At 71.1% G+C, this 12,188-nt stretch carries 11 protein-coding genes; 7 read left to right on the top strand and 4 right to left on the bottom strand.

What is annotated here, in order from left to right:
* Window positions 1-78 precede the first annotated feature (78 nt).
* Window positions 79-1,494 (top strand): FAD-binding oxidoreductase, encoded by a 1,416-nt coding sequence (locus OG485_RS17940; RefSeq protein WP_328669359.1) that lies wholly within the window; start codon window positions 79-81, stop codon window positions 1,492-1,494.
* Window positions 1,495-1,582: 88 nt separating this feature from the next.
* Here OG485_RS17940 and OG485_RS17935 read toward each other — a convergent pair whose 3' ends face one another.
* Window positions 1,583-2,101: an SsgA family sporulation/cell division regulator gene (locus tag OG485_RS17935; protein WP_328669358.1), complete on the bottom strand. Its 519-nt coding sequence runs from the start codon at window positions 2,099-2,101 to the stop codon at window positions 1,583-1,585.
* Between the two features lie 279 nt (window positions 2,102-2,380).
* On the opposite strand from OG485_RS17935, the gene OG485_RS17930 reads away from it, so the two are divergent.
* Together OG485_RS17930 and OG485_RS17925 are read left to right on the top strand one after the other, a co-directional pair.
* Window positions 2,381-4,117 carry an RDD family protein gene (locus OG485_RS17930; protein ID WP_328669357.1) on the top strand — a complete coding sequence of 579 codons (1,737 nt, stop codon included), beginning with the start codon at window positions 2,381-2,383 and terminating at the stop codon, window positions 4,115-4,117.
* 63 nt (window positions 4,118-4,180) lie between these two features.
* The gene (locus OG485_RS17925; protein ID WP_328669356.1) at window positions 4,181-4,882 is read left to right on the top strand and encodes an RDD family protein; all 702 of its coding nucleotides are present in this window, start codon (window positions 4,181-4,183) and stop codon (window positions 4,880-4,882) included.
* A gap of 180 nt (window positions 4,883-5,062) precedes the next feature.
* Here the strand turns inward: OG485_RS17925 and OG485_RS17920 are convergent, their stop codons facing one another.
* On the bottom strand, window positions 5,063-5,374 hold the full coding sequence (locus OG485_RS17920) for a hypothetical protein (RefSeq protein WP_328669355.1): 312 nt from the start codon (window positions 5,372-5,374) through the stop codon (window positions 5,063-5,065).
* 440 nt (window positions 5,375-5,814) lie between these two features.
* Between OG485_RS17920 and OG485_RS17915 the strand changes: the two genes are divergently transcribed.
* Together OG485_RS17915 and OG485_RS17910 are read left to right on the top strand one after the other, a co-directional pair.
* On the top strand, window positions 5,815-8,169 hold the full coding sequence (locus OG485_RS17915) for an immune inhibitor A domain-containing protein (RefSeq protein WP_328669354.1): 2,355 nt from the start codon (window positions 5,815-5,817) through the stop codon (window positions 8,167-8,169).
* 131 nt (window positions 8,170-8,300) lie between these two features.
* Complete coding sequence (locus OG485_RS17910; RefSeq protein WP_328451988.1) at window positions 8,301-8,636, top strand: hypothetical protein; 336 nt, start codon at window positions 8,301-8,303, stop codon at window positions 8,634-8,636.
* 303 nt (window positions 8,637-8,939) lie between these two features.
* On the opposite strand, the gene OG485_RS17905 is transcribed toward OG485_RS17910, so the two are convergent.
* Both OG485_RS17905 and OG485_RS17900 read right to left on the bottom strand, forming a co-directional pair.
* Entirely contained in the window at window positions 8,940-9,524 is a 585-nt protein-coding gene (locus OG485_RS17905; protein ID WP_328669353.1) for an isochorismatase family protein, read from the bottom strand.
* A 207-nt stretch (window positions 9,525-9,731) separates the two neighbouring features.
* The gene (locus tag OG485_RS17900) at window positions 9,732-11,060 is read right to left on the bottom strand and encodes a nicotinate phosphoribosyltransferase (protein ID WP_328669352.1); all 1,329 of its coding nucleotides are present in this window, start codon (window positions 11,058-11,060) and stop codon (window positions 9,732-9,734) included.
* A 119-nt stretch (window positions 11,061-11,179) separates the two neighbouring features.
* Here OG485_RS17900 and clpS point away from each other — a divergent pair, with 119 nt between their 5' ends.
* On the top strand, window positions 11,180-11,497 hold the full coding sequence (gene clpS, locus OG485_RS17895; protein WP_037619207.1) for an ATP-dependent Clp protease adapter ClpS: 318 nt from the start codon (window positions 11,180-11,182) through the stop codon (window positions 11,495-11,497).
* 53 nt (window positions 11,498-11,550) lie between these two features.
* Entirely contained in the window at window positions 11,551-12,156 is a 606-nt protein-coding gene (locus OG485_RS17890; protein WP_328669351.1) for a DUF2017 domain-containing protein, read from the top strand.
* Window positions 12,157-12,188 lie beyond the last annotated feature (32 nt).

The following is a 12,188-nucleotide window of genomic DNA, read 5'->3' as shown; positions in this document are numbered from 1 at the left end:
GTCAATACGAAGACCGCGCCCCGGCACACGAAGCCTCGCGCGAATGGGGTTCACACCGATGGCCCCGGGTGCGACCCTGTGATCATGAGCCGTATCGAAGCCCCGCGCGATGAGGACACGGCAGGGACCGGCAGCCTCCTCGACCGTCTGCTGAGCGGTCTGCCGGCCGAGGCCGTCCTCACCGACCCGGACGTCACGGCCTCCTACGCCAACGACATGGCGAGCTTCTGCGAGGCGGGCACACCCGCCGTGGTCGTCCTGCCGCGCACGGTCGGGCAGGTCCAGCACGTCATGCGCGTCGCGACCGAACTGCGCGTCCCCGTCGTCCCGCAGGGCGCCCGCACCGGCCTGTCCGGAGCGGCCAACGCCACCGACGGCTGTGTGGTGCTGTCCTTGGTGAGGATGGACCGCATCCTGGAGATCAACCCCGTCGACCGCATCGCCGTCGTCGAGCCCGGTGTCGTCAACGCCACGCTCTCCCGCGCCGTGGGCGAAGTCGGCCTGTACTACCCGCCGGACCCCTCCAGCTGGGAGATGTGCACCATCGGCGGCAACATCGGCACGGCCTCCGGCGGCCTGTGCTGTGTGAAGTACGGGGTGACGGCCGAGTACGTCCTCGGCCTGGACGTCGTCCTCGCCGACGGGCGGCTGATGTCCACCGGGCGCAGAACCGCCAAGGGCGTCGCCGGCTACGACCTCACCCGCCTGTTCGTGGGCTCCGAGGGATCGCTCGGCATCGTCGTACGCGCCGTGCTCGCGCTGAAGCCGCAGCCACCCCAACAGCTCGTCCTCGCGGCCGAGTTCGGGTCGGCGCGGGCCGCCTGCGACGCCGTCTGCAAGATCATGGAGGGCGGGCATGTCCCGTCCCTGCTCGAACTGATGGACCGTACGACCGTCAAGGCCGTCAACGACCTCGCGCACATGGGCCTCCCGGAGACCACCGAGGCGCTGCTGCTCGCCGCCTTCGACACCCACGACCCGGCGGCCGACCTCGCCCTGGTGGGCGCCCTCTGCGAGGCCGCCGGCGCGACCCAGGTGGTCCCCGCCGAGGACGCGGCCGAATCCGAACTCCTGCTCCAGGCGCGGCGGTTGTCGCTCACCGCGCTCGAAGCGGTCAAGGGCACCACGATGATCGACGACGTGTGCGTGCCGCGCTCCCGGCTCGGCGACATGCTCGACGGCATCGAACGCGTCGCCGAGAAGTACGCCCTGACCATCGGCGTCTGCGCGCACGCGGGCGACGGCAACACGCACCCCACCGTCTGCTTCGACGCGACCGATCCCGACGAGTCCCGGCGCGCCCGCGAGTCCTTCGACGAGATCATGGCCCTCGGCCTGGAACTCGGCGGCACGATCACCGGTGAGCACGGCGTGGGCGTGCTGAAGAAGGAGTGGCTGGCCCGCGAGATCGGCCCGGTGGGTGTGGAGATGCAGCGGGCGATCAAGGCGGCGTTCGACCCGCTGGGCCTCCTGAACCCGGACAAACTGTTCTGAGACTCTGAGACGGCCCGGACAAGCTGTTCCGAGATCCGAGATCCGAGATCCGAGATCCGGGATCCGGGACCGGTCCGCCGTCGGCCCGTCAGGACCGCTCACCGTCCGCCGACTCGTCCGAGGGCCACGGATCGCGCAGCCACAGATCGTCGGGGGACGGCGTTCCCGTCCGGTCGGGCGGGGCCGGCAGCCCCGGGGACGGCGTGAGCAGCTCGGCCAGACCGGCGTCGATGCCGAGCTGCCCGGTCTCGGTGCCCGGAGGGACCGCCCTGAGGGTGCGCTCCAGCCAGGCGGTGATCTGCGCGGCGGGCGCTTCGAGCAGCGCGTCGCCGTCCGGCGAGCTCAGCGCCATCAGGACGACGCTGCGGCCGCCGACCTTCGTCGGCCACACCCGTACGTCGCCGTGACCGCAGGGCCGGAACACCCCCTCGACGAGCAGCTCACGGGCGAATGTCCAGTTGACGGGATGATCGGAGCCGACGTGGAAGGTGATGCGGACGGCGTACGGGTCGTCGGCGCGGTACCTCAGACGCGCCGGGACCGGGATGCTGTGTTCGGGCGACAGGACGAGATGAAGCTCCAGCTCGCGTTCCACCACGGTGTGCATGTCGATGCGCTTCCTTTCGTCGTACGGGCTCCTGCGGAAGGGCCCGTACGAGTGGAGAGCGCCTCGCGCCGCGACCATTACGCGGGTTCGGAGAATTCTTTCGGGCCCGCTTCGGCCCCCTTCGGGCACACGGCGAACAGCCTCGGACGTCCGGCCGCAAGACGGGGAAGGAACCTTGCCCGAAAGGAGTGGGTACGGCGGGACGGGCCGTGAGGCGTGCGCCGGTCTGGTAGATGTGGACCTCCCACACGACCCCCGAGCAGATACGGGACGACGGACATGAGCGCCCCAACCCCGGCCCCCGGTGACGACAAGCCCCGCGAAGGCTATTACCCGGACCCCTCCATCCCCGGATACGTCCGGTACTGGAACGGCGCCGCCTGGGTGCCGGGCACGAGCCGCCCGGCGCCGTCGGGAGGCGAGGCGCTCCCCCCGCCGGCCGCCGTGCGTTCCGCGCATGTGCCCGCTCCCGCGTCCTCCCCCGAGTCCACGTCCTCCCGCGGGCGGACGGGCACCCCCGCAGCAGCGGAGGAGACGGGTCCGCACTTCTTCGACGAGGACCCGCAGCCCCACCACCCCGCCCCCGCCGAGCCCCAGCAATCCGCCCCCGCCGAGTCCCAGCACGGCAGCCGGCCCGAACCCGCCGCCTCGTGGGGCGCCGACCGCTCCCGGCAGTCCGGCTTCGGCGGCGACCAGGACCGCCGGGTGTCCTGGGGCGCGGCCAAGGGCTCCGACCCGCGTGCCGCGGGACCCGCCGACGCGGTGAGCCGGCCCGACGGGGCCTCGGCGCGCACGGACGGCACGACGACGATTCCGCCCGCCTCCGACTCCGACTCCGGCGCCGCCTCCCGGCTCCCGGCCGCGGGTTCCGTGGTCTTCCGCCGTCCCACCGGTCCTGTGCCGTCCGCGGGGCAGGACGGCGCGGAAGGCGCGGGCGCCACGAGCCGTACGGGCGAGGCGAGTCCGGGCGGAGCCGACGGCCGGATCGGGCCGGGGACAGGGGCCGCCCCGGGTACGGCGCCGTCCGGCGCCGGACACCTCACGGCCACTCCGGGAACATCGGCCCCTGTGCCCGCCGCGGGTGACACGGCGTTCCGTGCGCCCTCCCCGCGTACGGAGCGGCAGGGCGGGGGCACGGGTTCGGCGGACGCGCCGGGCGTGTCCACCGCGTCCGGCCCGTCGACCGCACCCGCCGCGACCGGCCGCCCGACGGCCGCACCTGGCCCCTCCGCGCCGGCCGGAGACGGCTTCGGAGCCTGGCCGGCCGCCGCCGCGCAGGCATCGGAGGCGGAGGCCGCACCCGCACCCGCCCCGGCACCCGCCCCGGCACCGGCTCCCGCCCCCGCCGTCCCCCAACAGCCCGGTGGCACCACCCCCGGGGCCTCCGGGGCCGGTGGCGGTCAGCCCTCCTGGGCCCAGCAGGTGCACCAGCTCGCGGGTGACCCGGCCGAGGACGGACAGCGCGTCCCGCCGTGGAAGCCGCCGGTCGACGATGTGTTCCAGGCGGCCGCGCGCCGGCAGGCGTCGGCCCGCCCGGCCGGGCTCGGCAGAAGGCTGGCCGCCCGGCTGATGGACACGATCGTCATCGCCGGTGTCACCGCGGCGGCCGCCGTGCCGCTGGGCACCAGGGCGGCCGACCACATCGAGGAGAAGATCGACGCGGCCAAGCAGTCGGGCGAGAAGGTCACCGTCTGGCTCCTCGACGGCACGACCGCGTCCTGCCTCGGCGCCGTCCTCGCCGTACTGCTCGTCTTCGGCGTCCTCTACGAGGTCCTGCCCACCGTCAGATGGGGCCGCACCCTCGGCAAGAAGCTGTGCGGCATCGAGGTGCGCGACATCGAGGGTCACGAACCGCCGGCCTTCGGACGGGCCCTGGTCCGCTGGCTCGTCCTCAGCGTGCCGTGCCTGCTGGTCGTCGGTCTCGCGGGTGTCGTGTGGTGCCTGTTCGACAAGCCCTGGAGCCAGGGCTGGCACGACAAGGCGGCGCACACCTTCGTTGCGGGGCCGGCCCGCTAGTCCCGTCCCCCGGACGGCCCTTCGCCGGATGCGGAGCCGGGGGGTTCGCGGTCGACTCGGGCCATGAGCAGCGAACCGCCGCCCCCGGCCCCCGGCGGGCCACCGGACGACGACCCGTTCAGAAAGCAGCCCCCGCCCGGTGAGGGAACGGGTTCCCCGTACGACCCGCCGCCTCCGTCCGGCGATCGGACCCCGCCCTACGGCAGCGAGCCGCCCCCGTTCGGCGGCGGCCCCTACGGCGAGGGCGGCGGACCGCCCCCGGGAGCCGGAGACCCGTACGGCGGTGGCGGCCCCTACGGCGGCGACCCGCTCGCCGGCATGCCGCCGCTCGCGGACAGCGGCAAGCGGGTGCTGGCCAGGATCCTGGACATGATCCTGGTGGGCGTCGTGGTGTGGCTGGTGTCCTGGGCGTTCGGGGTCACCGAGTACAACATGGACTCGAACAAGATCGAGTACGGCAAGTCGCTCGGGCAGTCCGTGGTGGCCGCGGTGCTCTACGTGTCGTACGACACCGTGATGATCAGCAAGACGGGCCAGACCCTCGGCAAGCGGCTGTTCAACCACCGGGTCGCCAACCTCGACAACGGCTCGACACCCTCCGTGCAGACGTCCCTGGTCCGCGCCCTGGTGCTGTGGATTCCGTTCGCGTTCTGCTGCGCCTGCATCTGGACGGCGATCGCGGGCGGCTGGAGCTTCTTCGACAAGCCCTACAAGCAGGGCCTGCACGACAAGGCGGCCAAGACGGTGGTGGTCGACACCGGCTGACGGCCGGTGGACGGCACCGCGGTACGGGACGGTGGCCGGACGACGGGTCGGGCGGCGAGTGCGCACACCGGAACGGCGGGTCCGTGGTTCACGGGCCCGCCGTTCCGGTACGAGGCCGGAGCGTCCGGGGTGCCGGCGGCCCGCCGGGGAACCGGGGAGCGCGGGCTCGTGTACGCGGCTTCAGGGCCCCGCGGGTTCGCGCACCGGCTCGGGCGCCGAGGACGCCGACACGGACGCCGACAAGGACACGGGCACGGACGCGGTCTCGCGCCGCGCCGGAACCCGCTCGCGCACGACGGCCGCTGTCGCGGACGGCGAGGGCTTCGGCATCGGGACGGTCATGGCCACCAGCAGTCCGAGAGCGAGCGCCGAGAGGGTGATCAGCACGATCCCCAGACTCGAACTCGTCTGTGACAGCAGCAGCATGGCGAGAGTGGAGAAGATCACGGTGCAGGAACCGTAGGCGAGCTGTGCGGCGGTCGGACGAGGCATGGCAATCGTGTCCTCGGATGGGGGTTCTCCCCCCGGTGCCTCTCGCGATGGGGGAGGGTGCGGATAGATGTCGGGGGTGAGACAACGGTGTCGACGTGGCTGTCCGCCGGCTTCCGACGCTTCGCCAATCGACTCTATTCGCCTGCATGCCCGAGTGGAACGTCCGGTAAGCGTGACCTTACCCACGGTGCCGGTGCACAGGGGGCGCACGGAGTCACCGGGCCCATCAAGTAGGCCTGAAAGCGCGCCGGTTGGCAGGTTTCGGAGCCGTCCGGATACCGAACGGGGGCTCCGCATAATGCACTTGCCAGGTTCAAGTCAAGATCTGTTTTTTCTTTCGTAACTCCGGTCAAATGTCGTCACTTGAATCGCGCAGACGCTCGCGGACCTCCATGACCCGGAACCCCCTCCGCGTGAACGTGCGCGGGGGAGGACATCAAGTGACCAACAGACCATGGACGTTCAGAGCAGCAGCGGTGGGCGTCGCCCTCGCGGCGGCCACCGCCACGTTCTCGACGTACGCCGTGGCGCAGGCCGACTCGGCCGCCGCTTCACCGGTCGTGGACCGCCACGACCCGCAGCCGGTCAGGAACACGGTCGATCACGACCTCGACGGCCCGCTGAGCAAGACCCAGAACGCCCAGCGCCAGGAGGCGCTGAACCAGGTGATATCCGGCGACGCCAAGGTACAGAAGCGCAACGGCTCGCAGGTCGTCCAGCTGAAGTCCAAGAAGGGCGACAGCAAGTACGTCGAGCTCGGCCGCGAGAAGACCGACAAGATCTTCACGATTCTTGTCGAGTTCGGCGACCAGACGGACCCCAAGTTCGGCGGCACCGCCGGTCCCGCGCACAACACGATCGCCGCGCCGGACCGCAAGAAGGACAACAGCACGGCCTGGCAGGCGGATTACAACCAGAAGCACTTCCAGGACCTCTACTTCGGCACCGGCAAGAACGTCGAGTCGATGAAGAAGTTCTACGAGACGCAGTCCTCGGGCCGCTACTCGGTCGACGGCGAGGTCGCCGACTGGGTCAAGGTGCCCTACAACGAGGCCCGTTACGGCAACAACGCCTGCGGAAGCACGAACTGCCCGAGCGTGTGGAACGTCGTCAAGGACGGCGTCACCGCCTGGGTCGCCCAGCAGAAGGCGGCCGGCCGGACCGACGCGGCCATCAAGGCGGACCTGACCCAGTTCGACCAGTGGGACCGCTACGACTTCGACGGCGACGGCAACTTCAACGAGCCCGACGGCTACATCGACCACTTCCAGATCGTGCACGCCGGTGAGGACGAGTCCGCGGGCGGCGGTGTTCAGGGCAAGGACGCCATCTGGGCGCACCGCTGGTACGCGTTCGGCACCGACGCGGGCGCCACGGGTCCGGGCGACAACAAGCTCGGCGGCGCCCAGATCGGCGACACCGGCATCTGGGTCGGCGACTACACCATCCAGCCGGAGAACGGCGGACTCGGCGTCTTCGCCCACGAGTACGGCCACGACCTCGGTCTGCCGGACCACTACGACACCGCCGGCGGCGACAACTCCACCGGCTTCTGGACCCTGATGTCCTCGGGCTCCTGGCTCGGCACCGGCAAGCAGTCCATCGGTGACCTGCCCGGCGACTTCAACGCCTGGGACAAGCTCCAGCTCGGCTGGCTGAACTACGACACCGCCAAGGCCGGCAAGCAGTCCACGCACAAGCTGGGCGTCGCCGAGTACAACACCTTCGACAAGCAGGCGCTCGTCGTCTCCCTGCCGGAGAAGGCGGTCACGACCACGGTCGTCAACCCGGCGCAGGGCTCGTCCCAGTGGTGGAGCGGCAGTGGTGACAACCTGAAGAACACGCTGACCCGGTCCGTGGACCTCACGGGCAAGTCGTCGGCGAAGCTGACCCTCGACGGCTGGTACGACATCGAGGCGAACTACGACTACCTCTACACCGAGGTCTCGACCGACGGCGGCGCCAACTGGACCGCTCTCGACGGCACGGTGGACGGCGCCGCCATCCCGCGTGACGGCAGCGACAAGCCCGCCCTCACCGGCACCATCGACGCGTACGCGAAGCTGGCGTACCCGCTCGACGCCTACGCGGGCAAGAAGATCGACGTCCGCTTCCGCTACCAGAGCGACGGCGGCGTGGCACTGAAGGGCTTCGCGGCCGACGAGATCAGCGTCACCGCCGACGGCACCGCGCTCTTCTCGGACAACGCCGAGTCGGCCGACGCCGCTTGGACCGCCGCAGGCTTCTCCCGCATCGGCGCCTCGTTCACCAAGGACTACGCGCAGTACTACCTCGCGGAGAACCGCCAGTACGTCTCGTACGACAAGACCCTCAAGGTCGGCCCGTACAACTTCGGCTTCTCGACGACCCGTCCGGACTGGGTGGAGCACTACCCGTACCAGACCGGCCTGTTGATCTGGAAGTGGGACACCTCGCAGGCTGACAACAACACCAGCCAGCACCCGGGCGTCGGCCTCGCGCTTCCGGTCGACTCGCACCCCAAGGCTCTGTGGTGGGACAACGGCACGCTGATGCGCAACCGCATCCAGGCCTACGACTCGCCGTTCAGCCTGAACCGCACGGGTGGTCTCACGCTGCACAGCGCGGACGTCGCCACGAAGATCCCGTCGTCGAAGGGGGTGTCGGTCTTCAACGACCACACCAGCGACTACTACGACAACCGGAACCCGACCGGCGGTGTCAAGATCACTGACACCAACACCAAGATCGAGATCGTCAAGCAGGCCAAGGATGGCTCGACGATCTCCCTCAAGGTCGGCCCCGCGGTGAAGTAACAGTATTTCCGCAGGTCAGAAGCGTATCGGCGGCAACCCCTGGCGGGTTGCCGCCGATCGTGTTTAGGTGCGTCCTGTGCCTGGCTTATTGACACCGACATCGAAACCGACGCGCACGGGGGTATGACCGAATGGCCGCAGGAGGTTTCTGCAGACTGCCCAACGGCAGCGTCGTCGTGGCGCTGAACCTGCCCAGTCCGGCGGGTGGGGCGGGCGGCTGCGTGCGCTTCCTGGTCGTCGCCCCGAACCGGGCCCGCGCTCTGACACGGCTGCGCAACCTGGGCATGCGCGCCGTCTACCTGCGGGGCAACGAGGCCCCGCCGACCCCCGACGAGATCACCGCGGTCCTGCACCACCCCGACGGGCTCATATGGCGCATGGCCCCCGAGACCGGCTGCACCGAGCTCAGCCAGGAGCTGTGGCACCCGGTCAGGACGCTGCTCAGACGCCCGGCACCACAGCCGTGACCGCGCGGAGGCGGGCGGAACGGGCCGACGCGTGACCCGGTGGCGCCCGGTGCGACTCGGTGTGACGCGTCGCGACTCGGTGTGACGTGGTGCCGCATCGCCGTGACTCGGTGTGACGCGTTGCGCATCGCCGTGACTCGTTGTGGCGGGTGCGGCGGACATGACGAGTGCGGCGGACGTGCCACGTTCGGCGGGTGCAGCGGGTGCAGCGGGTGCAGCGGGTGCAGCGGATGTGGCGGGTGCAGTGGACGTGGTGGATGCGGCGGGTGTGGCGGGCGTGCGGGTGCGGCGGCCGGACAGGTCCTAGACCACGGGCTTGCCGGTGAGCTCGACCCCGGCGGCGCGCAGCTCCTCCAGCGCCCGCTCTGTCGTCTCCTCCGCCACCCCGGCCGTCAGGTCCAGCAGGACGGTCGTGCGGAAGCCCTGCCGCGCCGCGTCCAGGGCGGTCGCCTTCACACAGTGGTCGGTCGCGATGCCGACCACGTCCACCTCGCCGATCCCGCGGGCGCGCAGCCAGTCGCCCAGGGCCAGCCCGTTCTCGTCGGCGCCCTCGAAGCCGCTGTACGCCGCCGCGTAGGCGCCCTTGTCGAAGACCGCGTCGATCGCGCCGGAGGCGACGGCCGGGGCGAAGTTCGGGTGGAAGCCCACCCCCTCGGTGCCGGCCACACAGTGCGCGGGCCAGGAGTGCACGTAGTCGGGGTTGTCGGCGAAGTGGCCGCCCGGAGCGATGTGCAGGTCGCGGGTGGCGACCACGTGCCGGTAGCCGGCGGGGGCCTGCCCGATCAGCTCCGTGACCGCGGCGGCCACATCGGCGCCCCCGGCCACGGCGAGGCTGCCTCCCTCGCAGAAGTCGTTCTGCACGTCTACGACGATCAAGGCGCGGCGCATGGGCTGTGTCCTTCGGCTATGGGGGGCGGCAGACAAGGGTGCGGGCCCGGCCGTTGAACTTCCGAGCCTAGAGAATTCCGGGGTCGTGCGGGAGGGGGTATTCGGCTTCGCGGGCCCGCGAAGGCCCGCTGCCGTTGCATTCCCGCTCACCGAGGGTTCATGCGCGGTGCCACCCCGGCAACACCCGCACCATCCGTCCCGGGTGTCTCAGAGGTATTCGGTGGGGATCACCGGCTCGCCGCGCGACAGCTGGGTCGCCGACAGCGGCAGCCGGGCGCGGGCCGCCGCGTGCCGGTCGCGTACGACGTCGAGCGGTTCGCGGGCCAGGACCTGTCCGCCCTTGACCAGCTGGACCAGGAGCTGTCGGTCGGCCAGCTCGGCGGGCACCGGCCCGACGCCGATCACCTCGGCCTCCGCGGCCCCCTGCCCGTCCAGCCGCCGCGCGGCCCACTTGCGGCCGCCGATGGACGTCTTGCCGCCCGTGGACCTCTTGGCCACCGGCTCCAGCGGTGCCTTCGGGTCGGCCGACTCGGCGCGGGCGACCAGTTTGTAGACCATCGAGCACGTCGGATGGCCGGATCCCGTCACGAGCTGGGTGCCGACGCCGTACGCGTCCACGGGGGCCGCCGCGAGCGAGGCGATGGCGTACTCGTCGAGGTCGGAGGTCACGACGATCTTCGTCTCGGTCGCGCCCAGCTCGTCGAGCTGCCGGCGCACCCGGTGGGCGACGAGCAGCAGGTCTCCGGAGTCGATGCGCACCGCGCCGAGTCCGGGCCCGGCGACCTCGACGGCCGTGCGGACCGCTTCGGCGACGTCGTAGGTGTCCACGAGCAGCGTGGTGCCGCGGCCCAGCGAGTCCACCTGGGCCCGGAAGGCGTCCCGCTCGTGGTCGTGCAGGAGGGTGAAGGCGTGCGCGGAGGTGCCCACGGTCGGGATGCCGTAGCGGAAACCGGCGGCCAGGTCGGAGGTGCTGGTGAACCCGCCGATGTACGCGGCCCGCGAGGCGGCCACCGCGGCCAGCTCGTGGGTGCGCCGGGCGCCCATCTCGATCAGCGGCCGGCTGCCCGCGGCGGAGGACATGCGGGAGGCGGCCGCCGCGATGGCGGAGTCGTGGTTGAGGATCGAGAGGATCACCGTCTCCAGGAGCACGCACTCGGCGAAGCTGCCCTCGACCCGCAGGAGGGGCGAGCCCGGAAAGTACGCCTCGCCCTCGGGGTAGCCCCAGATGTCCCCGCCGAAGCGGTAGGAGGCGAGCCACTCGACGGTCGGCTCGTCCACGATCCCGCGCTCGCGCAGAAAGCCGAGGACGTCCGGGCCGAACCGGAAGTTCTCGACGGCGTCGAGGACGCGTCCGGTGCCCGCGACGACTCCGTAGCGCCGTCCTTCGGGCAGCCGCCGGGTGAAGACCTCGAAGACCGAGCGCCGCTCGGCGGTCCCGGCCGCGAGCGCGGCCTGCAGCATCGTCAGCTCGTACTGGTCGGTGAAGAGCGCCGTAGAGGGAACTTCCACCGGCAGCCCAAGGTCCGCTGTGTTCATGGCGGCGATCGTACCCCCATTTCGTCAGTTTGACGATTTCTATCGGCCCGGCGATTCCCGGAGTGCCCGAGCACCTGTTCCGGGGGCCGTTTATGCGGGTGACCCCCTCTGGTGGGAGCATGGGCGATGTGACGGCTCCCGCACCTCTAGAGATCGAGAAGACCGAGTCGGCGGAGGAGGTCTTCGCCGTACCTGAGCCGGACGTCCCCTGGGTCACGATCGTCCACAACGACCCGGTCAACCTCATGAGCTATGTGACGTATGTCTTCCAGACGTACTTCGGCTACTCGAAGGACAAGGCCACCAAGCTGATGATGGACGTCCATCACAAGGGCCGGGCCGTCGTCTCCAGCGGCACGCGCGAGGAGATGGAGCGCGACGTGCAGGCCATGCACGGCTACGGTCTGTGGGCCACCCTTCAGCAGGACCGGAAGTAGCCGGCCCCCTGTCAACCGACCGCCCGCAGGACCGGAAGTAGCGAACTCACTCCATGCCCGGACACTTCGAACCGCTCCCCGGCGGCGGCGCGGCCGTCGCGCTCGACGAGGTCGAGATCTCCATCATCCGCTCCCTCGCCGTCCAGCTCCTGGAGCTCATCGGTCCGGGCCCCGCGGAGAACGCCTCCGCCGACCCGCTCGCCGAGCTGTTCGCCGAGGGCCCCAGCGAGCCGCCGAGCGACCCGGTGCTCAAGCGCCTGTTCCCCGACGCCTACAGCGGCCCCGGCGTCCAGGCCGACACGCCCGAGCAGGCCGAGGAGCAGCACGCCCACTCCGCCGAGTTCCGCCGTTTCACCGAGAACGACCTGCGCGCCGGCAAGCGCGAGAACGCCCTCGCGGTGGTCCGCTCGCTGGACGCGCTGACGCCCGGAGGCGACGGCGGAGCGGTCCTGGAGCTGACCACGGCACAGTCCGAGCAGTGGCTGCGCGCCCTGAACGACCTGCGTCTGGCCATCGGTTCGCGGCTCGACGTCGTCGACGAGGAGGACACCGACCTCCTCTACCGCCTCCCCGACGAGGACCCGCGCAAGCCGATGGTGATGGCGTACCTCTGGCTGGGCGGCCTGCAGGAGACCCTCGTCGCCACCCTTATGCCCTGATCCGTCGCGACCTGTCGCCGAGCACACGGGCC

The organism is Streptomyces sp. NBC_00328 (genome assembly GCF_036139655.1).
In the GTDB taxonomy this organism is placed as follows: domain Bacteria; phylum Actinomycetota; class Actinomycetes; order Streptomycetales; family Streptomycetaceae; genus Streptomyces.
This window is presented reverse-complemented; position numbering and strand designations above follow the sequence as displayed.

Excerpts from the sequence above, each read along its gene's own strand:
- clpS (WP_037619207.1), top strand. The coding sequence starts at position 11,180 with ATGGGCGATGTGACGGCTCCCGCACCTCTAGAGATCGAGAAGACCGAG.
- OG485_RS17910 (WP_328451988.1), top strand. The coding sequence starts at position 8,301 with ATGGCCGCAGGAGGTTTCTGCAGACTGCCCAACGGCAGCGTCGTCGTG.
- OG485_RS17925 (WP_328669356.1), top strand. The coding sequence starts at position 4,181 with ATGAGCAGCGAACCGCCGCCCCCGGCCCCCGGCGGGCCACCGGACGAC.
- OG485_RS17905 (WP_328669353.1), bottom strand. The coding sequence starts at position 9,524 with ATGCGCCGCGCCTTGATCGTCGTAGACGTGCAGAACGACTTCTGCGAG.
- OG485_RS17920 (WP_328669355.1), bottom strand. The coding sequence starts at position 5,374 with ATGCCTCGTCCGACCGCCGCACAGCTCGCCTACGGTTCCTGCACCGTG.
- OG485_RS17935 (WP_328669358.1), bottom strand. The coding sequence starts at position 2,101 with ATGCACACCGTGGTGGAACGCGAGCTGGAGCTTCATCTCGTCCTGTCG.
- OG485_RS17930 (WP_328669357.1), top strand. The coding sequence starts at position 2,381 with ATGAGCGCCCCAACCCCGGCCCCCGGTGACGACAAGCCCCGCGAAGGC.
- OG485_RS17900 (WP_328669352.1), bottom strand. The coding sequence starts at position 11,060 with ATGAACACAGCGGACCTTGGGCTGCCGGTGGAAGTTCCCTCTACGGCG.
- OG485_RS17890 (WP_328669351.1), top strand. The coding sequence starts at position 11,551 with ATGCCCGGACACTTCGAACCGCTCCCCGGCGGCGGCGCGGCCGTCGCG.